24 protein-coding genes are annotated in these 23,140 nt (G+C 66.5%); 11 read left to right on the plus strand and 13 right to left on the minus strand.

What is annotated here, in order from left to right; translation table 11 throughout:
* Window positions 1-10: 10 nt before the first annotated feature.
* Window positions 11-3,133 carry an efflux RND transporter permease subunit gene (locus DFLDMN_RS15110; RefSeq protein ID WP_423195731.1) on the plus strand — a complete coding sequence of 1,041 codons (3,123 nt, stop codon included), beginning with the start codon at window positions 11-13 and terminating at the stop codon, window positions 3,131-3,133.
* 85 nt (window positions 3,134-3,218) lie between these two features.
* Here the strand turns inward: DFLDMN_RS15110 and DFLDMN_RS15115 are convergent, their stop codons facing one another.
* A complete protein-coding gene (locus tag DFLDMN_RS15115; RefSeq protein WP_423195732.1) occupies window positions 3,219-3,572 on the minus strand; it encodes a DUF883 family protein in 354 nt (117 codons plus the stop codon).
* Between the two features lie 253 nt (window positions 3,573-3,825).
* Window positions 3,826-4,224 carry a hypothetical protein gene (locus tag DFLDMN_RS15120; protein WP_423195733.1) on the minus strand — a complete coding sequence of 133 codons (399 nt, stop codon included), beginning with the start codon at window positions 4,222-4,224 and terminating at the stop codon, window positions 3,826-3,828.
* A gap of 367 nt (window positions 4,225-4,591) precedes the next feature.
* Here DFLDMN_RS15120 and DFLDMN_RS15125 point away from each other — a divergent pair, with 367 nt between their 5' ends.
* From DFLDMN_RS15125 to DFLDMN_RS15140, 4 genes are all read left to right on the plus strand, one after another.
* Window positions 4,592-5,578, plus strand: coding sequence for a tripartite tricarboxylate transporter substrate-binding protein (locus DFLDMN_RS15125; protein ID WP_423195734.1), 987 nt, complete (start codon window positions 4,592-4,594; stop codon window positions 5,576-5,578).
* A 26-nt stretch (window positions 5,579-5,604) separates the two neighbouring features.
* Entirely contained in the window at window positions 5,605-6,135 is a 531-nt protein-coding gene (locus DFLDMN_RS15130; protein ID WP_423195735.1) for a carboxymuconolactone decarboxylase family protein, read from the plus strand.
* Between the two features lie 10 nt (window positions 6,136-6,145).
* Window positions 6,146-6,961: an SDR family NAD(P)-dependent oxidoreductase gene (locus DFLDMN_RS15135; RefSeq protein WP_423195736.1), complete on the plus strand. Its 816-nt coding sequence runs from the start codon at window positions 6,146-6,148 to the stop codon at window positions 6,959-6,961.
* A 94-nt stretch (window positions 6,962-7,055) separates the two neighbouring features.
* Window positions 7,056-7,841, plus strand: a complete 786-nt coding sequence (locus DFLDMN_RS15140; protein ID WP_423195737.1) for an SDR family NAD(P)-dependent oxidoreductase — start codon at window positions 7,056-7,058, stop codon at window positions 7,839-7,841.
* Window positions 7,842-7,958: 117 nt separating this feature from the next.
* Here DFLDMN_RS15140 and DFLDMN_RS15145 read toward each other — a convergent pair whose 3' ends face one another.
* A complete protein-coding gene (locus DFLDMN_RS15145; protein WP_423195738.1) occupies window positions 7,959-8,285 on the minus strand; it encodes a hypothetical protein in 327 nt (108 codons plus the stop codon).
* A 355-nt stretch (window positions 8,286-8,640) separates the two neighbouring features.
* Entirely contained in the window at window positions 8,641-9,093 is a 453-nt protein-coding gene (locus DFLDMN_RS15150; protein WP_423195739.1) for a hypothetical protein, read from the minus strand.
* A gap of 255 nt (window positions 9,094-9,348) precedes the next feature.
* Here DFLDMN_RS15150 and DFLDMN_RS15155 point away from each other — a divergent pair, with 255 nt between their 5' ends.
* From DFLDMN_RS15155 to DFLDMN_RS15165, 3 genes are all read left to right on the plus strand, one after another.
* Entirely contained in the window at window positions 9,349-9,669 is a 321-nt protein-coding gene (locus DFLDMN_RS15155; RefSeq protein WP_423195740.1) for a DUF3175 domain-containing protein, read from the plus strand.
* A gap of 119 nt (window positions 9,670-9,788) precedes the next feature.
* Window positions 9,789-10,715, plus strand: a complete 927-nt coding sequence (locus DFLDMN_RS15160) for a LysR family transcriptional regulator (protein ID WP_423195741.1) — start codon at window positions 9,789-9,791, stop codon at window positions 10,713-10,715.
* Between the two features lie 149 nt (window positions 10,716-10,864).
* Window positions 10,865-11,860, plus strand: a complete 996-nt coding sequence (locus DFLDMN_RS15165; RefSeq protein ID WP_423198433.1) for a Bug family tripartite tricarboxylate transporter substrate binding protein — start codon at window positions 10,865-10,867, stop codon at window positions 11,858-11,860.
* Window positions 11,861-12,029: 169 nt separating this feature from the next.
* On the opposite strand, the gene DFLDMN_RS15170 is transcribed toward DFLDMN_RS15165, so the two are convergent.
* The 4 genes from DFLDMN_RS15170 to araD form a co-directional block, all read right to left on the minus strand.
* Window positions 12,030-12,668 carry a LysE family translocator gene (locus tag DFLDMN_RS15170; RefSeq protein WP_423195742.1) on the minus strand — a complete coding sequence of 213 codons (639 nt, stop codon included), beginning with the start codon at window positions 12,666-12,668 and terminating at the stop codon, window positions 12,030-12,032.
* A gap of 47 nt (window positions 12,669-12,715) precedes the next feature.
* Window positions 12,716-13,654, minus strand: a complete 939-nt coding sequence (locus tag DFLDMN_RS15175) for a 2-hydroxyacid dehydrogenase (RefSeq protein WP_423195743.1) — start codon at window positions 13,652-13,654, stop codon at window positions 12,716-12,718.
* Between the two features lie 120 nt (window positions 13,655-13,774).
* On the minus strand, window positions 13,775-14,506 hold the full coding sequence (locus DFLDMN_RS15180) for a ribonuclease activity regulator RraA (protein ID WP_423195744.1): 732 nt from the start codon (window positions 14,504-14,506) through the stop codon (window positions 13,775-13,777).
* 27 nt (window positions 14,507-14,533) lie between these two features.
* Window positions 14,534-16,273 carry an L-arabinonate dehydratase gene (gene araD / locus DFLDMN_RS15185; RefSeq protein ID WP_423195745.1) on the minus strand — a complete coding sequence of 580 codons (1,740 nt, stop codon included), beginning with the start codon at window positions 16,271-16,273 and terminating at the stop codon, window positions 14,534-14,536.
* 259 nt (window positions 16,274-16,532) lie between these two features.
* Between araD and DFLDMN_RS15190 the strand changes: the two genes are divergently transcribed.
* Window positions 16,533-17,234 carry a GntR family transcriptional regulator gene (locus tag DFLDMN_RS15190; RefSeq protein ID WP_423195746.1) on the plus strand — a complete coding sequence of 234 codons (702 nt, stop codon included), beginning with the start codon at window positions 16,533-16,535 and terminating at the stop codon, window positions 17,232-17,234.
* A gap of 28 nt (window positions 17,235-17,262) precedes the next feature.
* Here DFLDMN_RS15190 and DFLDMN_RS15195 read toward each other — a convergent pair whose 3' ends face one another.
* Genes DFLDMN_RS15195 through DFLDMN_RS15205 form a run of 3 tightly spaced genes read right to left on the minus strand, consistent with a single transcriptional unit; the run spans window position 17,263 to window position 19,075 of the window.
* Entirely contained in the window at window positions 17,263-17,652 is a 390-nt protein-coding gene (locus tag DFLDMN_RS15195; RefSeq protein WP_423195747.1) for a VOC family protein, read from the minus strand.
* 11 nt (window positions 17,653-17,663) lie between these two features.
* Complete coding sequence (locus DFLDMN_RS15200) at window positions 17,664-18,218, minus strand: BON domain-containing protein (RefSeq protein WP_423195748.1); 555 nt, start codon at window positions 18,216-18,218, stop codon at window positions 17,664-17,666.
* 5 nt (window positions 18,219-18,223) lie between these two features.
* Window positions 18,224-19,075 (minus strand): SDR family NAD(P)-dependent oxidoreductase, encoded by an 852-nt coding sequence (locus DFLDMN_RS15205; RefSeq protein ID WP_423198434.1) that lies wholly within the window; start codon window positions 19,073-19,075, stop codon window positions 18,224-18,226.
* 377 nt (window positions 19,076-19,452) lie between these two features.
* Between DFLDMN_RS15205 and DFLDMN_RS15210 the strand changes: the two genes are divergently transcribed.
* A complete protein-coding gene (locus DFLDMN_RS15210; protein ID WP_423195749.1) occupies window positions 19,453-19,683 on the plus strand; it encodes a helix-turn-helix domain-containing protein in 231 nt (76 codons plus the stop codon).
* Here the strand turns inward: DFLDMN_RS15210 and DFLDMN_RS15215 are convergent.
* On the minus strand, window positions 19,671-21,149 hold the full coding sequence (locus tag DFLDMN_RS15215) for an SLC13 family permease (protein WP_423195750.1): 1,479 nt from the start codon (window positions 21,147-21,149) through the stop codon (window positions 19,671-19,673). The two genes, DFLDMN_RS15210 and DFLDMN_RS15215, sit on opposite strands and share 13 nt — an antisense overlap.
* A 208-nt stretch (window positions 21,150-21,357) precedes the next feature.
* Here DFLDMN_RS15215 and DFLDMN_RS15220 point away from each other — a divergent pair, with 208 nt between their 5' ends.
* Entirely contained in the window at window positions 21,358-22,155 is a 798-nt protein-coding gene (locus DFLDMN_RS15220) for an AraC family transcriptional regulator (RefSeq protein WP_423195751.1), read from the plus strand.
* A gap of 41 nt (window positions 22,156-22,196) precedes the next feature.
* On the opposite strand, the gene alkB is transcribed toward DFLDMN_RS15220, so the two are convergent.
* Window positions 22,197-22,865, minus strand: a complete 669-nt coding sequence (alkB, locus tag DFLDMN_RS15225; protein ID WP_423198435.1) for an alpha-ketoglutarate-dependent dioxygenase AlkB — start codon at window positions 22,863-22,865, stop codon at window positions 22,197-22,199.
* Window positions 22,866-23,140 lie beyond the last annotated feature (275 nt).

Raw genomic sequence — 23,140 nt, forward strand, 5'->3', positions numbered from 1 at the left:
CGGCGGCCACATGATCTCGCGCATCGTCAGTTTTGCGCTTCACCAGAAGCTGTTTGTCTGGCTGGGGCTGATCATCTTTATCGCGGGCGGCCTGGCTGCCTTCAAGAACCTGCCCATCGAGGCCTTCCCCGACGTGTCGGATATCCAGGTCAACGTGATCACGTTGTACCCGGGCCGCGCGGCCGAGGAAGTGGAGCGTCAGGTCACGATTCCGATCGAGACCGCGCTTGCCGGTACGCCCAATTCGGTGCGCGTGTTCTCGCATACCCAGTTCGGCCTGTCGTTCATGATGGTGACCTTCAACGACAAGGCCACCGACGTGACCGCGCGCCAGCAGATCCTGGAGCGCCTGCGCGGCGTGGACCTGCCCGACGGCGTCAGTCCCGAGCTCGCGCCGCTCTCCACCGCGATCGGCGAAATCTATCGTTTCCGCCTGACCGGCAAGGGATATTCCGCGCAGGAGCTGCGCACGCTGCAGGACTGGGTGGTCGAGAAGAACCTGCGCCAGGTGCCCGGCGTGGCCGACCTCGTGACCATCGGCGGCACCATCAAGCAGTACGAGGTGAATCCCAATCTGGCGCGCATGCGCGATGCCAAGATCTCGCTGTCGCAGCTGTTCACCTCGCTGCAGCGCGCCAATGCCAACGCCGGCGGCGGCGCGGTGAGCCACGGCCGCCAGCAGTACCTGCTGCGCTCGCTCGGCAGCTATCGCACCTCCGCCGATATCGCCAATACGGTGGTGGCCGAGAACAATGGCACGCCGATCCTGGTCAAGGATATCGCCGAGGTCAAGATCGGCTCGGCGCCGCCGCAGGGTTTGATGGGGCAGGATGACGAGGACGATATCGTGTCCGGCATCGTGGTCATGCGCAAGGGCGAAAACCCGTCCATCGTGCTGGACGCACTGAAGAAGAAGATCGAGCTGCTCAACGATTCGATCCTGCCGAAGGGCGTGAAGATCGTGCCGTACTACGACCGCTCCACGCTGATCGACAAGACGCTGCATACGGTGTTCGGCAACCTGGTCGAGGGCGCGCTGCTGGTCATGGCCGTGCTTTACCTGTTCCTCGCCAACGTGCGGGCGGCCGCGATCGTGGCGCTGGTGATTCCGCTGGCGCTGCTGTCCACCTTCATCGGCCTCACCTGGGTCGGCATTCCGGCCAACCTGCTCTCGCTCGGCGCGATGGACTTCGGGATCATCGTCGACGGCGCGGTGATCGTGGTCGAGAATATCTTCAAGCGGCTGGGCGAGCTCAAGGCCCAGCAGATCCAGGACAGCAAGGCGCGGCTCTACGCCATCCTGCAGGCCACCACCGAGGTGGGCCGGCCGACCGTGTTCTCGATGATCATCATCATCGCCGCGCATATCCCGATCTTCACGCTGCAGCGGCACGAGGGCAAGATCTTCGCGCCGATGGCCTATACGGTGACCGGCGCGCTGGTCGGCTCGCTCATCATCTCGCTGACGGTGGTACCGCTGCTGTGCCACCTGTTGCTCAAGAAGAACATCGCCCACGACGACAACTTCATCGTGCGGCACTGCAAGCGCCTCTACGAGCCGATGCTGCGCTGGGCACTCGGCCACAAGAAGGCCGTGATCGGCATCGCCCTCGGCCTGCTGGTGGCGACGGTCGGCGTGGGCAAGTTCCTCGGCAGCGAGTTCCTGCCGGAACTCGATGAGGGCTCGATGTGGGTCAGCTTCGACCTGCCGGCGTCGGTCTCGATCGACGAGGCGCGCGACCAGGCGCGCATCCTGCGCTCCGTCATCCGCCGCACGCCGGAGGTCAACACTACCATCTCCAAGGTAGGCCGCCCTGACGACGGTACCGATCCCAAGCTGATCAACACGGTGGAAATCCTGGTCGACCTCAAGGGCGAGAAGCAGTGGCGCGCGGGGTACGACAAGCGCAGGATCATCGAGGAGATCAACCGCAACCTGCGTCAGCTGCCCGGCATCGAGCCCAATTTCTCGCAGCCGGTGCGCGACAACATCCTGGAGAGCATTTCGCAGATCAAGGGCCAGATCGTCATCAAGGTCCAGAGCGACAGCCTCGAGCACAACAAGCAGGTGGCCGACCAGATCCTGGCCAACGTGCAGTCGGTCAAGGGCGTGATGCGCGCATTTATCGACCGTGACGGCGAACTGCCGCAGTATGTGCTCGAGTTCGACCGCGCGCAGGCCGCGCGCTACGGTATCAACGTGGCCGACGTGCAGGATCTGATGGAAACCGCGCTGGCAGGCAAGGCCGCGACCGAGCTGTGGGAAGGCGAGCGGCACTTCAGCGTGGCGGTGCGTCTGAAGCCCAACGAGCGCGAACTGCCGAACCTGCCCAACATTTTCCTGCAGACCGCCGACGGCGCGCAGGTGCCGCTGTCGCAGCTGGTGACGTTCCGCGCCGCGTCGGGGGCCATGAACATCAGCCGCGAGAACGGCCAGCGCACCACGTCGATCGGCATCTTCATCCACGATCGCGACATGGGTAGCGTGGTCAAGGACATGCAGGCGCTGGTCAAGCGCAATGTGAAGGCCGACGACGTCAAGATCAGCTGGTCGGGCGAATTCGAGAACCAGGAACGCGCCATGGCGCGCCTGTCGATCGTGGTGCCGCTGTCGGTGCTGCTGATCTTCCTGCTGCTGTTCAATGCGTTCAAGTCGTTCAAGAGCGCCACGCTGATCATTTCGAACATTCCGTTCGCGCTGATCGGGGGCGTGTTCGCGCTGTTCCTGACCGGCATTCCGCTGTCGGTGTCGGCCGCCATCGGCTTTATCGCGCTGTTCGGCCAGGCCGTGCTCAACGGCGTGGTGATGGTGACCTACTTCAACCAGTTGCGCGACGAAGGCATGCCGCTGCGCCAGGCCGTGATCACAGGTTCGATGGATCGCCTGCGCACGGTGCTGATGACGGCATTGCTGGCGATGCTGGGGCTGTTTCCGATGGCGGTGTCACGCGCCATTGGCTCGGAGACGCAACGTCCGCTGGCCATCGTCATCATCGGCGGCCTGATCACGGCCACGCTGCTGACGCTGATCGTGCTGCCGACGCTGTACGAATGGATGGTCGGCCGCAGCTGGCCGGACGAGGAAGTCGAGCCGCCGTCCGATGGCCGCCTGTCGGATTCGCTGGCGTCCTGATGGCACTGAGGGTCCCGAGGGTCCGAGGGGTCCCAAGGGTCCGGGGGAAGCAGGCGATCGGCCTGCCCCCCGTTTTTCACCGGGCTCAATCCCTCCCATGCGGCCGGCACAACACCGCGCCGAGCAGCACACCCACGCCAAGCGCCATGCCGAGCGCGCGCATGGGCTGCTGGTGCACGTAGTCGTTCACGCACTCCTGCGCATGCTCCATCCGGTGGCATGCGTTCTCCTTCATCGCATGCAACCGGCTGCTGCCTTGTTCGGCCTTGGCCAGAAACGAGCGCTTGGCCGCCTCGACGGCTTCTCCGGTGAGGCTCGGCAACTGCGTGAGCAGGTCGTCGAGGTCCTTTGCCAACTGGTCGGTACTCGCGCGCAGATTCGATTTGGCCGCCGATGCCGAGGCCGCCGGGTCATTCGGATTGATATCGTTCGGGTCCATGACAAGTCTCCGTTGAGCGGGGGAGCCTTGACCGGCGCACGTTCCGTACCAGCCCGGGGCGCGCGGCAAGACCGTGCGCGCGTGCAAGAAGGCGCGTCTGCAAACGGCATGCCCTTGTAATTTTGGGCAAGGACGGGCGTGCGGCCGCGGAGCGCCGGGGCGAGGTGTGACACCAAATTCGCAAATGCCGATGGCATGAACGCCACGGCGGAAGGGCGGAAGGGCGGAGCGATCTGGCTCCGCCCCGGTCGTCTCACGCCTTCTGGTGCGCGTCCTGGTCCAGCGCCACTTCGGCCTGATTGCCGCTCAGGCCCTTGTAGTACAGGTGCACGCCGATAGCGAGGGAGTCATGGCGGATTTCGTTCAGTGCCTTCCACGCCTTGACCGGATCCCTGAACACCAGATAGTGCGCCTCCTTCTCGATCAGCTCCGCCACCTGGTGCAGGCCATGCACATGCAGCGCATTGACCAGTGCGTCGAGGCTGCGGTGCGTGCGTGCATCGGTGCGCGGATAGAGCATGTGCAGCACGGCGACACGTTCGGCGGCCATCGTGGCGGACCACGCTGTCACGATATCCTGGTGATGGACCGCCGTAACGACGTCGTCGGTGTTGGTCGAGTTCGGGAGCAGGGACTCAGGGGTGAGGCGCATGATCGTTTTCCTTGTCGTAAGCGATGAAGCCCGCCATGTAGCCAGCCATGAAGCCAGCCATGAGCGATGGGAGTCCCTAATTTATGCCAAGCGCCGCGCGGAAGAAACTCGCTGGCGTTAATTCACTGTTTCGGTGTTTGAACAAATCGATGGGGAACTTCAATCGCCCCGATCGCCTTGTGCTATGGACGCTTGCGCGCGGGGGCAGGGCACCGCGCGCGGTCATGCAACGCGGCGCTCTCATTCCAAAACAGAATCAGACGATTTCCAAATCCATATTGGACGAAAGAAAACCACGCCTGAATAATGGTCGCCTGCCGTCACCCAAGAACGGCACCGATATGCCGCTTGACCCCAGGAGACAACCTTGTCAGCACCCCGCCGTATTGCATCGGCGCGCCGCATTGTGCGCGCCGGTTTCGCCCTGCTCCCATTTCTTTTCGCTTCGCACGCTTTTGCCGCCTATCCGGAAAAACCGATCCGGCTGATCGTGCCATATGTGGCCGGTGGCAACGCCGACGTGCTGGCGCGCTATATCGGCAAAGGCCTGGCGGAAGCGATGGGGCAGCCCGTGGTGGTCGATAACCGCACCGGGGCGGGTGGCATGATCGGTGCGGAGCAGGGCGTGGCGGCCAGGCCAGACGGTTACACGCTGACGCTGATCTCTTCGAGCTATACCGTCAACCCAAGCCTGTACAAGATGCGCTTCGATCCGGTGAAGGACATCACGCCGATCGTCCAGGTGTCGAAGGGACCGTTGCTGGCAGTCGCCATTCCCAGCCTGGGTGTGAAGACGCTGCAGGACCTCACGCGTCTGGCCAAGGCGCACCCGGGCAAGATCACCTACGCGTCGTCCGGCCAGGGCAGCGCCCTGCATCTGGCGGCCGCCTTGTATGCGGACCGGGAAGGTATCCAGATGATCCATGTGCCGTACAAGGGTGGTGGCGCGGCCGTGACCGACCTGCTGGGCGGACAGGTCGATGTCTACTTTGCCGGACCCACCAGCGTCCTGCCCCATGTGCGCAACGGCAAGCTGGTGGCGCTGGGCGTGACCACCGACCGCCGCCTGCCCACGCTGCCCAACGTGCCGACGCTCGCCGAATCGGGCCTGCCGGGCTACGACGTGGCGCTGTGGTACGGCGTGATCGGTCCCAAGGGCATGCCGCCCGAGATCGTGCAACGCCTCAATACCGAGATCAACAAGATCCTCGCCAGCAAGGAGACCGGCCCCAAGCTCGAGGCTGACGGTACCTATGTGGCGGGCGGCTCGGCGGCGCAGTTCGGTGCCGCCATCGCGAGGGAGATCACGCAATGGCACGGCGTGGTCGCCAGGCTCGGCATCAAGCTCGATTGAATTCCTACGACAACCTCCTCGACGTCATGACGCAGAAACCCGCACGTATCCCGTTTGTGGAACCCGGCACCCGGCCGGAACTGGCCGAGATCGAAGCCGGCATCCTCGCCGAGCGCGGCCGCATTTCGATCCTCTACCAGGCCTTGCTGAACAGCCCGCCGCTGGCTGCGGGATGGGAGAAGCTGCTCACCGCCGTGCGCAATCAGAACTCATTGCCGGCCGATTTGCGCGAGCTGATGATCATCCGCGTGGCTGTGCTCAACGGTGCCGATTTCGAGTACCACGCGCACGTGCCGCATGCGCTCAAGGCCGGTATGGCGCAGGAGAAGATCGATGCGTTGCGCCTGGTCGCCGTGCCGATGGAGATTTACACGCCAACCGAACAATTGCTGATCCGCCTGACCGATGCGATGACGCGGCAGATCGTGGTGCCGGAAGAGATCATGGACGGCCTCAAGGCCACCTTCGACGCGCGCGGCGTGCTCGAGGCCGTGGCGACCGTCGCTTCGTACAACATGGTGTCGCGCCTGCTGGTGGCGCTCGACATTTCGCATTGAGCGGCGCGTCATGCATGACACTCGTATCGCCTCGGGCAAGCTGAGGAACAAGGTCGCCATCATCGTCGGCGCGGGACAACAGCCGGGCGGCACCATTGGCAACGGCCGCGCCACGGCCGAGCGCTTTGCGCAGGAAGGCGCCGATCTGCTGCTCGTCGATATCCAGGGCGAATGGGCCGAAAACACCCGCGCCGCGGTGGCGGCATCCGGTGTGCGCGCGGAAGTCTGCGTGGCGGACATCACGCAGGAAGCCGATTGCAAGCGCATCGTCGATACCTGCATCGCGCAGTTCGGCCGCATCGATATCCTGCACAACAATGTGGGCCGCTCGCAGGGCGATGCGAAGACCGCGGACCTCGATGCGAATGTGTGGGATGGCCTGATGGCGATGAACCTGCGCGGCATGGTGCTGACGTGCAAGTACGCGCTGCCGCATATGGTGGCGCGCAAGCAGGGTTGCATCATCAACGTCTCGTCGACGGCCTCGCTGGCGGCGCGGCCGACGGTGACCTACAAGACCAGCAAGGGTGCCGTCAACGCGTTCACACAGCACCTCGCGATGGAAAACGCGGCGCACGGCATTCGCGCCAATGCGCTGCTGCCGGGGCTGATCGATACGCCGATGGCGATCGAACGGCGCGCGCGGGAACGCGGCGTGCCGGCCGAGGTCATCCGCGCCGAGCGCAATGCCAGCGTGCCGATCGGCCGCATGGGCAGCGCCTGGGATGTCGCCAATGCCGCCGTGTTCCTGGCCTCCGACGATGCGGCGTATATTACCGGCGTGCTGCTGCCGGTGGATGGCGGCCTGCTATGCAAGCGCGGCTAGGCCGCAGCGGTCGAAGCCACAGGCAGCGGCGGAAGCAACGCAAGCCACAGGGACAACAGGACAACAGGACAACAGGGCAAACGGACGGGAAGCGATGGATCTGAAACTGAAGGACAAGGTCGTGCTGATCACGGGCGGCAGCAAGGGCATCGGTCTGGCCTGCGCGCGTACGTTCGCGCAGGAAGGCGCCCGGGTCGCGATTGCCGCGCGCAATCCGGCCGGCCTCGATGCCGCGGTCAGCGCGCTTGCGCGGGAAGGCTGGAGCGTGCAGGGCTTTGCCGCGGACCTGAGCGAGCCCGCGCAGGCAGCCGACCTGCGTACGCGCGTGGAAGCGGCACTCGGTCCGATCGACGTGCTGGTCAACTCGGCCGGCGCCGCCAAGCGGACGCCGGCCGAGCAACTGACCGCTGCGCACTGGCATGCCGCCATGGAGGCCAAATACTTCACCTATATCCACATGATGGAGACGGTGCTGGCCGGCATGGCGGCGCGCCGCACCGGCACCATCGTCAACGTGATCGGCGTCGGTGGCCGCGTAGCCTCCACCATTCACCTGGGCGGCGGCGCCGCCAATGCCGCGCTCATGCTGGCGTCGACCGGCCTGGCCAATGCCTACGCGCGGCATGGCATCCGCATCAACGCCGTCAACCCGGGCACGGTGGAAACCGATCGCTATCACGAGCGCGTGGCGGTCGAGGCCGCGGCGGCCAACGTCAGCAAGGAACAGATCATCAGCCAGATGACCGGCAAGCTGCCGATGGGACGCTTGGCCCAGGCGGACGAGGTGGCCGATATGGTCGTGTTCCTTGCCTCGGGTCGCGCAGCCTATGTGAACGGGGCCATCGTGTCGATCGACGGCGCCGCCAACGCGGTGCCCTGAGCCGTTCGGCAAGATACCGGCGCACCAATGCAAAGACCCCCGGGGTTGTCGCCAACCCCGGGGGTCTTGCCATCTACCTTCGGTCCTGCGCCAGGCGGCTACCGCCGCCCGCTGCCATTACTGCTTCTTGTTGGCGCCGTCGGTGTACGGATCGGGCTTGCCTGACTTGGCGCCGTCGGTGTACGGGTCGCGCGTGCCGCTGCGCGCGCCTTGCGTGTACGGGTCACGCTTGTCGTTGACCAGGTTCGAGCGCGTCGACGACTTGGCACCGTCGGTGTACGGATCGAACTTGCCCGACTTGGCGCCGTCGGTGTAGGGGTCGGGCTTGCCGGTCTTGGCGCCCTGGGTGTACGGGTCGACCTGCTTCTGCTGGGCGATAGCCAGCGGCGCGGCCACCACCGCCGTGGCGGCAACGATCAGACTGGCGAAATGGGTCTTTTTCATGGGAGGTGCCTCGCGATATCTTGGTTGGGGCGCGATCTGAATACCTGTGTCGACTGCGCCCCGCGTCGATCGAACAGGCAGCTTGTTACCATGCGAATTTTTTCTGGCCATGCAATGACGGCGCTACCCCGCCGACGTTACAAGTACTGAGTTACTAGCACTGAGTTACTAGTACTGAGTTACTAGTACTGAGAATAGTCCCTTCCCTGCGTGGTCAGAAGTCTATCCATTGGTCGGAGCGTAGCATGCATCGGCCATGCCAGTCCGATTGTGCCGCATATGGCGGCTTTTGGAGCGGCAACTTGTAGGTTGTACGTGTAGATGTGGCGCCAACGCAGCATCTACACGTTTCCGCTCAATGGGACTTGCTTTTCGCGCCGCGTGGGTGTGGCGTCTCCCGGATGCGCGTGTGTGGCACGTCCTCCACATTTCTGGCGCCAGGCTGGTCGGCCGGGGCGGTACCCATCAGTAGCGACGGCATGCCGAGCCAATGCCCCCAGGTGTCCATCCACACGCGCTGCGACTGGCATCCCAGTTCCATCAGCGCCGACGCGTAGTGGAGCGGAATGCTCAGCATCGGCACCTGGTTGGTCATCTGGCGTACGTAGAGTGACTCGGGGTCCTGCGGCACGAACATCGACGCCCAGTCGAAGCGGGCTTCGTCGAACATCGAGCGGGCGAAGTCGGTGTTCAGCCCCATCCACCTGCTCCAGTTCTCCGTCAATTGCTGCCCGTCGGCGGAGGCGAACGCTTGCAGGTGAGGAAAAAATGCCGTCATGGGCCACAGGGTCGGTGGAATGCTTTGCATAGGGAGCTCCGGTGAGATGCGCTGTGGTGAAAGATGAAGGATGCAGCGGGCAGGCAGCCAAAGAGGTGAAGGCTGGACCGCGCGCGTGCCGCCTTGCGATGTCGCGCTGTGATGTTGACTTCACGGCGGGCTTCGCGCGTCGATGCCACAAGCTTATGCGCATTCGCACGGGGGTCAACCAGTGGTTGTGTGGGTTGCTTGCTGGCATGTTTGTCGCACCGCTTCCGCCATCGCCGTCCCTATCAGGAGAATGTCATGGCCACCACCCGTCATCGCCCCGCCAGGGGGGCATCGCGCCGCAAGGCACGGCGCTGGTCGCAGCACGTCACCGAGACCAGCGATGCCTTGGACCTCGAACACGACATCTTCAAGACCGGTACCGCCGAGGAAGTGGCCGCATCGCTCAAGCGCTCGGCCACGCATAGCCGGCGGCGCAAGGGCTCGCCGTTTCAGTCGGCCATGTCGATGCTCAACTTCTATATCAATCGCGCGGGGCGCAACCTGCCCAAGGCGCGCAAGGCGACGCTCCAGCGCGCCAAGGGCAAGCTGCGCGAGGCGTTTGGCCGCACCGGCTGATACGCGCACCCTTTGTCCTCGTTCCGCGTTGCCGGCGGCTGCCCGAGTCCCCGCCATGAGCGCTCGCCCGGGTGCGTGGTACAAGGCACAATACCGGCTGTCGTACTTGGGATGGGGACATGGAACTGCGGCAACTGCGGTATTTCGTGCACGTGGTGGAGCTCGGCAGCATGGGGCAGGCGGCCCAGCGGCTGGGCGTGGTCACGTCCGCGCTGAGCCAGCAGATCAGCCGGCTCGAGAGCGAGCTGTCGACGCGATTGCTGCAGCGGACGTCGAGCGGCGTGGTGCCCACCGACGCCGGCCTGGCGTTCTGGCGCCAGGCGCAGCTGGCCCTGCGCCATGCCGACGACGCCATGCGCGCGGCACAGCTGGCGCGGCTCTCCGGTCATGTCAGCGTGGGCATGGCACCGAGCACGATCGCGGTGCTCGGGCTGCCGTTCATGACCGCGATGCGCGAGCGCTATCCGGAGATCCGCCTGCACCTGGTGGAAAATCTCTCAGGCAATCTCGCCGCCATGATCGGGGCACGGCAGCTCGATCTCGCCGTGCTGTTTCAGACCGAGAGTGTGCAACGCTGGAGCATGGCGCCGCTGCTCGACGAGCGCCTGTTCGTGATCGCGCGGCCGGACTTCGCCGGGATGCCGGCCACGCCGCAGGTGCGGCTCGACGCGCTGGGCGACCTCCCGCTACTGTTGCCGAGCAGCGTGCACGGCCTGCGCTCGCTGTTGAATACCGCCTTCGCGCGTAGCCAGCACGCGCTCCATATCGTGGCGGAAATTGACGGGCTGGCCATGCTGATGGATGCTGTGCGCGCCGGGCTTGGCGCCACCATCCAGCCCGGTGCCGCGGTGGCACGCCATATCGGCGCGCCGCTGGCGATGGTCGAAATCATCGATGCGGGCGTGCAACGCCCGAATGTGGTGGTAAGCCTGTCGGACGACGAACTGTCGCCCGCCGGCCTGGCCGCGCGCGGCGTGCTCGACAGTGTGGCGCGCGACCTGGTGCGCGCCGGACGCTGGCCCGGCGCTACCCTTCACGATTCGTGAACCCCCCTTGCCTGGACAGGGGTGGCGCCGGCATGCGGGGCTCCGTACAGTGGCGCCGTTCCGTCGGCTGGAATTGGCAACACCGTTCGCCCGTCCGTGCCGGCCCAGACATATTCCAATCGTCCTCAAGGAGACAAGCAATGAAATCGATGCCGCGCCATCTCGCGCGCCATGCGCTCAAGGCCGTCATGGGCGTCGCTCTCGCGACGGCCGGCGTAGCCGCTCATATGACGGCATACGCGGCGGATGCATGGCCGTCCAAGCCGATCACCCTGGTCGTGCCGTTCGCCGCGGGCGGCACCACCGATATCGTGGGTCGTGAAGTGGGCCAGCGGCTGGGCCAGGCACTGGGCCAGCCGGTGGTCGTCGACAACCGCCCCGGTGCCGGCGGCACCATCGGCGCCGCCAACGTGGCGCGCGCCCAGCCGGACGGCTACACGTTCCTGCTGGCCACCATCGCCCACACCATGGCGCCCGGCATCTACAAGTCCCTGCCGTACGATTTCCAGAAGGACCTGGAGCCGGTCGGCATGGTCGCGCTGACGCCCAACGTGCTGCTCGTCAACCAGTCGATTCCGGTGAAGACGGTGCAGGAACTGGTGGCCTACATCAAGGCGCATCCGGGCAAGGTCAACTACGGTTCGGCCGGTATCGGCAGCACCGAGCACCTGTCGGGCGAGCTGTTCCGCGCGCTGACCCACACCGATATCTCGCACGTGCCCTACAAGGGCGGCGCGCCGATGATGACCGACCTGATCGCCGGCCAGATCCAGATGGCCATCGAAACCAGCCCGTCGGCCTATCCGCACGTCAAGAGCGGCAAGGTACGCGCGCTGGCGGTGACCTCCGACAAGCGCTCGAGCGCCTATCCTGGCGTGCCGACCGTGGCGGAAAGCGGGGTCCCGGGTTACGAGGTGGTGACGTGGTACGCGCTGATGGCGCCGCACGGCACGCCGGACGCGATCCGGCAGCGCATGGGGGCCGAACTGACCAAGGTGCTCAAGCAGCCTGAAGTGCTCAAGCGCTTCGAGGAGCAGGGCGTGTCCGCCGGCGACATGAATGCCCAGCAGCTGGCGGCGTTCATCAAGACCGAGACCACCCGATGGATCAAGGTGGCCAAGGACTCGGGCGCCAAGGCCGAGTAATCCAGCTCGGCAAACACGCTCGACGCGGCAGGGCTGGCTCGCCGGGGCTGCCCGCAGAAGGTGGCCCCAACAAGGTGGCCCCAACAAGGTGGCCCCAACAAGGTGGCCCCAACAAGGTGGCCCCAACAAGGCGGACCCAACAAGGCGGCCCCAGGAAGGCCCCAACCGGTCAGAGCGCGCGGCGGATCTCCACCGCGCCAAACGCGGCCAGCGCCAGGCCGGCCGCGCGATCGATCCAGCGGCGCATGCGCATGCCCAGGGCATGCCGTGCGCCTGACACCAGCGTCACCAGCACGCACCACCACGCGATCGACCCGCAGAAGACCCCGGCCACGGTGGTCATGGCGACGCTCGTCGAAAATGCGCCACGCGGCGCCAGCGTGGCGAACAGGGCGGCAAACATGATAATGGTCTGCGGATTGGTGAGGGTCAGCAACATCGCGCTGGCCCACGCGCGCCCCGCCCCGCCGTTACTGTCGCGCAGCCTCGCGGCCGCGTCCCCCTCGTCGCCCTCCGCGCCGGGCTTCTGCAAAACCGTACGCAGGCCCAGATAGAGCAGCACCAGCCCCGCCACCAGATGCAGCGGCTTGTCATAGGCAAGCATGAACTGCGACACCCCCACCAGGCCGAGCGCCGCCACCATGCCATAGCACGCATCGCCACAGGCAATGCCGAGTCCGATCGCCAGCCCCGCGCGCGGCCCGCTGGTCAGCGTCCGGCGGATGCACAGCATGGCCATCGGGCCGACGGGTGCGGCCACGGCCAGGCCGCCACCGGCCGCGGTCAGGAACAGGGTAGGCAGGGACATGAGGGCTTTCCTCCGGGACTCGTAAGGTCGCTTCCAGGCCGTCCCGCCTACAGCGCGGATTTGAGTACCGCGCCCGTGGCGAAGAACGCCTGCAGGTTGTCGAACACCAGGTCGGCCATGGCCTGGCGCGTCTCATGCGTGCCGCTGGCCACGTGAGGCAGCAGCACCACGTTGTCGAGCTGGTACAGGGCCTCGGGCACATGCGGCTCGTTCTCGAAGACATCGAGGCCGGCGCCGGCAATGCGCCGGTGGGTCAGGGCATCGATCAACGCGGCTTCGTCGACCACCGTGCCGCGCGCGATATTGATCAGGTAGCCCTTGGGCCCGAGGGCTTCCAGCACGCGCGCCGAAATCAGGTGACGCGTGGACGGGCCACCCGAGGTCGCCAGCACGAGAAAGTCCGCCCAGCTGGCCAGCGCCTCGATCGAGGGCTCAAAGCCGTACGGCACATCGTCGACAGGTTTGCGGCCGAAGTATCGCACTTCCATGTCGAAGCCGCTGGAGCGCCGGGCGATGACACGCCCGATGCGGCCCAGGCCGACGATGCCGAGGCGCTTGCCACTGACGCGCGTGGTCAGCGGATACGGCGCCTTCGGCCATTCGCCACGGCGTACGTAACGGTCAGCCGCGCTCACCTGGCGCGCGGCATCCATCAGCAACGCCCATGCGGTATCCGCCACGCAGTCGTTGAGCACGTCGGGCGTGTAGCCCACCGCGATGCCGCGCGCGCGGGCCGCCTCGAGATCGATCTTGTCGAGCCCCACGCCAAAGCTCGAGATCACGCGCAGCGCCGGCATCGCCGCCATCATGCCCGCGTCCACACCGGTGGCCGCGCGCGCGGTCATCGCCGCGAACTCGCCACCGTGCTGCGCAAGGTAGCCGGCCGGGTCGGTCTCGGCCCAGAACGGATGCACGTCGAAATGTTCGGCGAGCCTGGCTTCGATGGAGGCGGGCAGGCGGCCGTGCTGCAGAAGGCGGGGTTTCATGCGAGGGATTCCTGAAGGAGAGTGAGAGAGCGGTGCGCCGTCGTTGCCGTGCCGCGCTGCCGCGCGGCACTGATTGTGGGACGTATTCCTTGCGACCGGCTTGCGGTGCGCGCCGGCCGTTCAGCGCCCGTGGACCTGCCGCCAGGCGGCAAAGTCCGCGCGTGCCTGCTCGGTCGTGGGCGGATAAAGGCCGATGATCGAGCGGCCCTTGCGCACCTCCTCGGTGACAAAGTCCTCGAACGCCGTCATCTCCACCGCCTCGGCGGCGACTTCCTCGGCAAGGTGGCGCGGCACGATCACCACGCCTTCGCCATCGCCGACGACCACATCGCCGGGAAACACGGCCACGTCGCCACAGCCGATCGGCACATTGAATTCGAGCGCCTGGTGCATCGTCAGGTTGGTCGGCGCCGCCGGCCGATGATGGTAGGCGGGCATGTCGAGCCGCGCGATCTCGGGCGAGTCGCGCAGGCCGCCATCGGTCACGATGCCGGCGCCGCCACGCTGCATCAGGCGCGTGACGAGGATCGATCCCGCCGAGGCCGCGCGCGCATCCTTGCGGCTGTCGATCACGAGTACCGCGCCGGGCGGGCACTGCTCGATGGCCTGGCGTTGCGGATGTTGCGGGTCCTGGAACACGGTGATCGGATTGAGGTCTTCGCGCGCGGGGATATAGCGCAGCGTGAACGCCTCGCCCACCATCACGCCATGCTTGGCGCAGTGCAGCGGATCGAGCGGATGCACGTCCTGGATAAACTGGTTGCGCAGGCCGCGCTTGAACAGCGCGGTGCAGAGCGTGGCGGTGCTGACGGTCCTGAGCGCGGCACGCACGGAAGCGGAGAGTTCGGTCATGGGGCGATCCTCTTGCGGGGAGGGCAATCAGTAGATGCTCGGTTCGCCCGTGGGCTCGCCGAAGTCGGTCTGCAGGAAGTCGAAGTCGCAGCCATCGTTGGCCTGGCGGATATGCCGCGAGAACATCCAGCCATAGCCACGCCCGAAGCGCGCCGGCAGCGGCGTCCACGCGGCGCGTCGGCGCGCGAGCTCTTCGTCGGACACTTCGAGGTGGATGCTGCGCCGTTCGATATCGATCGAAATCATGTCGCCGGTCCGCACCAGCGCGAACGGGCCGCCGATATACGATTCAGGCGCGACATGCAGGATGCAGGCGCCATAGCTCGTGCCGCTCATGCGCGCATCGGACATGCGCAGCATGTCGCGCACGCCGGCCTTTACCAGCTTGCGGGGAATCGGCAGCATGCCCCACTCGGGCATGCCGGGGCCGCCTTGCGGGCCCGCATTGCGCAGGATCAGCACGTGGTCCGCCGTGACGTCGAGGTCGTCCCGTTCCACCGCCGCCTTCATCGACGGATAGTCATCGAAGACCAGCGCCGGTCCCGTATGCCTGAAGAAGCGCGGCTCGCACGCGCTCGGCTTGATCACGCAGCCATCGGGCGCGATATTGCCCTTGAGCACCGCGAGCGCGCCTTCCTGGTACAGCGCGTTATCGCGGGTACGGATCACGTCGTCGTGGTAGACCTCGGCGCCGGCGATATTCTCGCCGAGCGTGCGGCCCGTGACGGTGGGCGCGTCGAGATGGAGCTTGTCGCGAATGCGGCTCATCAGCGCCGGCAGTCCGCCCGCGTAGAAGAAATCCTCCATCAGGTACTTGTCGCCGCTCGGCCGGATATTGGCGATCACCGGCACATGGCGGCTCATGGCATCGAAGTCGTCGAGCCCGATATCGTGTCCGGCGCGCCGCGCCATCGCAATGACATGGATGATCGCGTTGGTCGAGCAGCCCATCGCCATTGCCACCGCAATCGCGTTCTCGTACGCGGCGTGGGTCTGGATGCGCGCGGGCGTGAGGTCTTCCCACACCATCTCGACGATGCGCCGCCCCGATTCGGCACACATGCGGATATGGTTGGCATCCGCGGCCGGAATCGACGAGGCACCCGTCAGCGACATGCCGATCGCTTCGGCGATGGCCGTCATCGTGCTGGCCGTGCCCATCGTCATGCAGGTGCCGTGGCTGCGGGCGATACCGGCCTCGATGCCGATCCATTCGGTCTTGCCGAGATTGCCGGCGCGGCGTTCATCCCAGAACTTCCAGGCGTCCGAACCGGAACCCAGCACCTGCCCCTTGTAGTTGCCGCGCAGCATCGGTCCCGCCGGCACATAGATGGCCGGCACGCCCGCGCTGGTGGCACCCATCAGCAGGCCCGGCGTGGTCTTGTCGCAGCCGCCCATCAGTACCGCGCCGTCGATCGGGTGGGAGCGGATCAGCTCCTCGACCTCCATCGCGAGCAGGTTGCGATACAGCATGGTGGTCGGCTTGACCGAGCTCTCCGACAGCGACATCGCCGGCAGTTCGAGCGGAAAGCCACCCGCCTGCAGGATGCCGCGTCTGACGTCGTCCACGCGCTGCTTGAAGTGCGCGTGACACGGATTGATATCGGACCAGGTGTTGATGATGGCGACGAGCGGCTTGCCCATCCACTCGTCGGGCGCGTAGCCCATCTGCATGATGCGGGAACGATGGCCCGAGGAGCGCAGGTCATCGGGAGCGAACCACCGCGCGCTGCGCAGTGTGTCCGGCGTCTTCTTGCGTGCCGTCATGGTTGTCTCTTCCACGGGTAAAGCGCCATGACGGGGGGCAATGGGCCCACGGCATGGCGGCTTGCAAGGCTGCTGTGGTTGACCGCTGTTGGCGACCGGAGCGCGCGGGGTGCGCGCGGCCAACCTTATGGTGTGTGTCGGTGTGCGTCGGTGTGTGTCGCGGTGCTGGCGGAGGTCTTGCTGCTGGCGATTAAAGCACTAATATATTAGTACGTCAATTCAGCGCCCGAGCACCCGCTTCCGCTAGAATCGCGCCCCAATGGAAACCTTGCTGCCCGAACCGTCCACCGTGTTTCAGTTCGACCGCACCCGCCAGGCGGCGCCGCAGGTGTTCGAACATATGCGCCACCAGATCATTGCGCTCGCGCTGCCGCCCGGCACGGTGCTGTCGCGGCCGGAGCTGGCCACGCGCTACGGCATCAGCCAGACGCCGGTGCGCGATGCCCTGATCCGGCTTGCGGAGGAGGGCCTGGTCGACGTCTTCCCGCAGCATGCGACGCGCGTCAGCCGCATCGACGTGGCACTCGCGCGGCAGGCGCACTTCCTGCGCCGCTCGGTCGAGATCGAGATCGTGCGCACGCTCGCCGCTGCCCCGGACGCGGCGCTGGTCGAGCGGTTACGCGCCACCATCGTGCGCGCCACGCGCCTGCTGGCATTGCAGGACCTCGGCGAATTCAGCGAGAACGACCAGGCATTCCATCGCGCGCTGTACGAGGCGGCGCAGGTGCCTGACCTGTACCAGCTCGTGCATCGGCAAAGCGGACATCTCGATCGCCTGCGTCGGCTGCATCTGCCCATCGCCGACAAGGCCGGCGCGGTGTTGCGCGACCATACCGCCATCGTCGAGGCGATCGCCGCTGGCGACGGCGCGCGCGCAGAGGCCGTGCTGCGCGCGCACCTGTCCGGCACGCTGGCCCATCTTGACGAGATTCGCGCGCGCCATGCGGACTACCTGCGCTAGCGGCCCACGCGCACGGCAGGCCGCGCGCTTATCGGCCCGGCCCTTCCGCCTCGATGACCGAGAGAATATTGCCGGCCGGATCCTTGAACCACGCAATGGTCGGACCGTTGTCCCGCATGATGCCGCGCGCATCGGTCTTGAGGTCGGGCTCGTCGTAGAGCTCGAAGCGCACGCCGCGCTGGCTCAGCGCATCGACGGCGTCGTCCACGCTGTCCACCGGAAAATTCAGCACCGTGAACGTGGCCGGCGCATGGTTGGCCTTCGGGTAGATCAGCACGTGGTGGCCGCCCGCCAGATGAAGGGTCAGCATGCCGTTCTCTTCCGTGACGTCGAGGCCGAGCGTGTCGGCGTAGAAAGCCCGCTCCATCGCGATATCGTTGGCCGAAAAGCCGCTGAATGCATGACTGCTGCCGAGCATGGCACCTCCTTTCAGCGCGAGGTGCGTCCCTCGGACACGTCAATCTCGCTCCGTACGTAATAGTCGCTCAGGCATCCCTTGGCAATGCCTTCGACCGCCTTGCGCGTGGCGGCGTCGCGCACGGTGCCGCGCAAGGTCACCGCGCCGTCGACCATGTCGACCTTGACCACGCCCGGGTCGATCACCGTCGCCAGGCGCTCATGCAGTACCTCGAGGCGCTGCACATCGGAGAGCGGTGCCACGGGACGCATATCGTCACCGTCGAACTGCCCCAGCGAGGCCGGTCCCGGCAACGGCCTCTGCGGTATCGTCCCGGCGCCGGGCGCCGGCTGGCTCGCCGCCTCGGCGCCAGGGGCCACGCCGTACATGCCATAGCGCTCGACACCGGGCGGTTCGTTCGAGCCGGGCTGCGGCCGGTATGGTTGGGCCGGCATGTTGCGGTGCGACTTCGGTGCCGGATCCTCGTCGGGACTGACCGGAGCGTGTCTTTCGTGGTCGTCGTCCTGCACGCCGCTATGACTGCCGTAGTGGAAATTGGTCAGGGACGGTGGTGGTTTCTGTTCCATGATGGTCAGCGGGTGGTGGTGTGGCTGGAAGGGCTGTCGATGCGCGGCGCAACAGGGGACGGCGCGGCGCCGCCGCTCATCGGCTCGGCCATGCGGCGGTGTTGCTCGGCCAGCACGTCGGACGGTGTGATCATCGCGATGGCGGCACGCAGCTTGTTCTGCCAGCCGGTAATCACATCGCCCTCGCCGCGCATCATGGCGTCAAAGCCGAGCCGCGCCACTTCGGCCGGATCGGCCTTCTTCTCCTGTCCGATGCGTGTGTCCAGCATGTTGGCGCGCTCGAAGAACTCGGTCTCGGTGGCCCCTGGCATCAGGCACGTCACCGATACGCCGGAATCGCGCAACTCGTGCCGCAGTGCAAAGGCGAACGAATCGAGAAACGCTTTGGTGCCGTTGTAGACGGCCTGATAGGTACCCGGCATAAAGCCGGCGATCGACCCCGTGATGAGGATGCGGCCCTCGCCGCGCTCGCGCATGGCGCGGCCGACGTGATGCAGCAGGTAGAGCGTGCCGGTCACGTTGGTTTCCACCACATGCTCGATATCGCCAAACGCCTGGTCCAGGAACGCATGGCCGAGTCCGCGGCCGGCATTCGCGCACAGCACATGGACCGCGCGGCCGCGTATGGCGGCAATCAGTTTGTCGACGCCCGCCGGTGTGGAGAGGTCGGCCACCACGGCTTCCACGGTGGTGGTCTCCACGTGGAGAGACTTCGCCGCGGCGTCGATCTGTGGCTCGTCGGCCACGATGATCAGGTCCATGCCGTGGTCCGCGCAGCATTGTGCGAGGTGATAGCCGATGCCGGTCGAGGCACCGGTCACCACTGCCAGCCCGCGCGTGCTGGCGGTCGCAGGCAGGTCGGTCTCGATGCGATCATCGGTGCGGCCATCGGTGCGGCCATCGGTGCGGGTAGCGGGCTGGTCGAGGGTCGGTTCCATGGGCGTCTCCTTTGCCGGTTCGCGAGGAGCGCTGCAAGGTCTGTTCCACTCGTGCGGTCACGCGCGGCCGACCGACGGCGGGGAACCGGATGCGAGCGGCAAAGCCCACGCTGACAGCATCACCGAGGCTGCACGCCGCAATACCCCCGGGGCCCGTCCCGGGCATGCCGCCACCCTGTAGGAATTGCAAGGCCGTGCAGTCCGCGCGCGAGGCATCTATTGCAACGGCGCGGCGCGCCTGCTAAATGGGAGCAGGCGCGCACGCGGAACAGCGCGCATAACAGGGGAGGCGCAAGGTGAAACAACAAATCTCCACCATGCTCGAGCTTGGCCAGGTGCTTCAGGGGGCACGGGCGATTGCCGGGATGACGCAGGCGGAGGCCGCGGCACGGCTCAATCTGAGCCAGAGCACGGTCTCTCATATGGAGCTGAATCCGGAGACCGTCAGCGCCGCGCAGTTGCTGGCGCTGCTGCAGCTTTACGGCTTCGCGCTCTACGTACAGGACGCGGCGGATCAGGGCAGGTAGCCGAGCACACGCCACCACAGATAGTCGAGCGGCAACAGCACCAGCAGCGTGATGGCCGCGAGCGCCAGGCAGAGCCGTGTACCATGACGCAGTCCGACCCCGCCGAGCTGCATCGCGATCATGATCGGCGGCGACTGATAGGGCAGGAACACGGTCGAGAACACCGGTACCTGCAGCATCAGCACGGTTTCCAGCGGCAGGCCGGTGGCGGTGGCAAGGTCTTTGGCCAGCGGCGTCAGTACCGCGGGTAGCGCGGGCAAGGTCGACATCAGGCCCAGCGCCGCCCCCATCGCGCTCAACGCCCCCACGTTGCCGGCCGTGTGGCCCGGCGCGAGCGGCAGCCAGTGCAGCAGCGCGCCGCTGATTGCGGTGCCCAGGCCAGTCGATTCGACCACCGCGCCGAGTCCGAGAAAACCCGCCACATACAGCAGCGGAATCAGCTGAACCTGTTCGGTCAGCGTTTTCGAGGAGACCAGGCCGATGCCGGGCAGCAGGCAGATGATGCACGCTGCGAGCGAAATCCACGCCGGCGAAATGCCGTGCCATGAATCGGTGGCGAAGCCGGCCACCGCAATCGCGAGAATCAGCGCGAGCTGTCGTTCGGGCCGGCTCATCGCCTCGCGCGCGGTGGCCTCCTGCGGCGGCATCGGCCCGCGCTCCGGAAACAGCTTGCACACCAGCCACACCAGCACGATGGTCTTCAGCAGCCCGAGCACCGGAAAATGCAGCAGCAGGTAGCTGCCGTAGCTGAGGGTGACGCCATAGAGCGAGCTGGCCGCGCCGAGCAGCACGCTGTTCGGGATATTGGCCGGCAGGATCGTCGTGGGCGGCATGTAGCTGGCCGCGGCGACCGTCAGCACCATGCCGATGCGGCCGTTGGAATGCGGCGCAAAGCCGAGCCGGTCCGACAGCGCCAGCACGATCGGCATCAGCAGCAGCACGCGGCCGGTGGTCGACGGCATGAAGAACGCGAGCCCGACCGCGCTCGCGGCGACCGTGGCGATCACCTGCGGATAGGTGTTGGCACGCCGGTGGAAGATCCGGTCCGCCAGCCGTAGCGCCAGCCCGGTATTGCGCAACGCGACGCCGGTGACGGCGCCGCCGAACATCAGCCACCAGGCCGCGGACGAAAAGCCGGAAAACACCACGCCGGGTGGCGCGATATGCAGGATCACCGCGCCCAGGAAGAACAGCAGCGTGGTGGTCGGCTCGGGCAACGCGCCCACGGCCCAGCAGCAGACCGTCGACAGCACCAGCGCGGCCGCCATGATCAGCTTCGGCGAAGCGCCGGCGGCGATGCCGCCCACGGCCGCCACGGCGATGCAGACCAGGATCAGCAGCGCGGCGCGCAGGGTATCGGCCGGGCGGCCGGCCAGGCTGGCCGTGGGGTGGCGCGGCGGCTGCGTCGGTGGCTGCGTCGGCGGCTGGCTCGGCGGACGGTTGGTGGGCGAGGTGGTGGCGGTCATGTCGCGTGTCAGGAGGGTGGCGCCGTCCACGTGGGCGGCGGCGCCTGTATCGGTTATGGCGCCATCGTAGGCGCGGGCGCGCTGGCCGGGTTACACTTTTCAGGCAATTTCTTACGAAATACGGTCACGGGCCCGGCCGCGCTTGCCGCTTGCGCGCGATCGGGTCGTTTGCCCGTGCGCCGCACCGCCTGCTCCCCGCCGGTCCGTCATGCCCTCCACCCTGCACCGTCCGCTGTTCGATCCCGCCCCGCGCACGCGCCCGACCGCGGCCCAGCCCGTGATCGCGCACCTGCGCCTGCCGCCGCCCAACGCGATGATTCCGCGTCATCGCCATGCATGGGCCCAGATCTCGTTTCCGGTCAGCGGCAGCATGCGCATCACGGCTGCCGATACCACGTGGATCGTGCCGCCGCTGCGCGCGGTCTGGATTCCACCCGGGGTGCCGCACGAGGTCGTGACGCAGGGCCACGTGCGTTTCTATGCGTGTTACCTCCATCCCGACGCCTGCGCGCTGCCGGCGGATGCGTGCATGGTGCTCGAGGTCTCGCCGCTGGTGCGGGAACTGATGGACGCGCTGGTGCGCGCGGCGGACCGTAGCGAACGGCGCCGCCAGCTCGCGGCCAGCCTGCTGGTGGAAGAACTGGCGGTGGCGCCGCCGCTGTCGCTTGGGCTGGCGCTCCCGTCCGACCGCCGCCTCAAGGCGCTGTGCGATGCGTTGATGGACGATCCCGGCTCCGCCGCCAGCCTGTCCGACTGGGCTGTGCGGACCGGTGCCAGTGAGCGCACGCTCGCGCGGCTGTTCCATACCGAGCTGCGTACCAGCTTCGGCAGTTGGCGCCAGCAGGTGCGGCTGGCCCATGCCATCGACCTCATGGGCCGTGGCAAGCCGCTGGCCCATGTCGCGGCGGAAACCGGCTATGCCAACGCCGGGGCGTTCTCGACCATGTTCCGCCGCGCGCTGGGCCAGGCGCCGCGCGACTTCATGGCACAACGGCGCGAGCGCTAGCCGGCCTGGCGTGACCAGACAGGCGGGCAGAAAGTCAGGACTTACCTTGCCTTGCGGAACGTCAGATTGATGCGTTCGTGGCCGAGCAGCGGATGGTCGCCATCGGCCAGCGGCGCAATGCCGTGGAAGGCCAGCCGCGACGGACCGCCCCAGACCACCACATCGCCATGGGCGAGGCGGACCCGGGTGGGGCGCTCGGCGCGCCGCAGGCCCCCGAACAGGAAGGTCGCGGGCAGCCCCAGCGACACCGACACGATGGGCGCGCGCAGGTCCTGCTCGTCGCGGTCCTGGTGCAGGGACAGGCGCGTACCCGGCAGATAGCGGTTGATCAGGCAGGCATCGGGAATGAAGCCGTCATAGCCGGCGGCGGCGGCGGCCTCGGCGGCAAGCGTGGTGAACGGTGCCGGCATCGGTGGCCACGGCTGCCCCGAGGCGGGATCGACCGGGTCATAGCGATAGCCGCTCCGGTCCGATACCCAGCCGTATGCGCCGCAGTTGGTCATGGCCACCGACATGCGCAATCCGCCGGGCGTGATCAGGTGTCGCCATGGCGCTGCCGCCGTGACCCCGTGTACGGCGTCCAGCAATGCCAGCTCTACCGGCGTGGCGAAGCGTCGCAGCAACACTGCGCCGGGAGCGAGCGGCTCGCTGGTCTGACCGTCGGGATGGTCGGGGTCGGCGGGAAGCGTGTCAAAGAGATCGAAAGTCATCTTGATTGAGCGGGATCCCCCACGATCGAAGGGGGTCATGGCGATCTCCGCCAGCGTGCTGAATTATGCCTTTTCTGGTATGTCAGAAATATTTAAAAAGGCATGACGGAAACCGGAGGGCCTCTCTTCACAAGCCGTGTGATTAATTTATCATCCGGCTGTCACGTCAAGGCCTGTTAATTCGTCTACTGGAATTGGATGGTTACCGTTGCCAGGTGTCCATTCATTTTCGTGCGGATATCCAAGGGCGATGACGAGGTGTGCGAATTTATAAA

The organism is Cupriavidus sp. H19C3, assembly GCF_049393815.1.
Lineage (GTDB): Bacteria > Pseudomonadota > Gammaproteobacteria > Burkholderiales > Burkholderiaceae > Cupriavidus.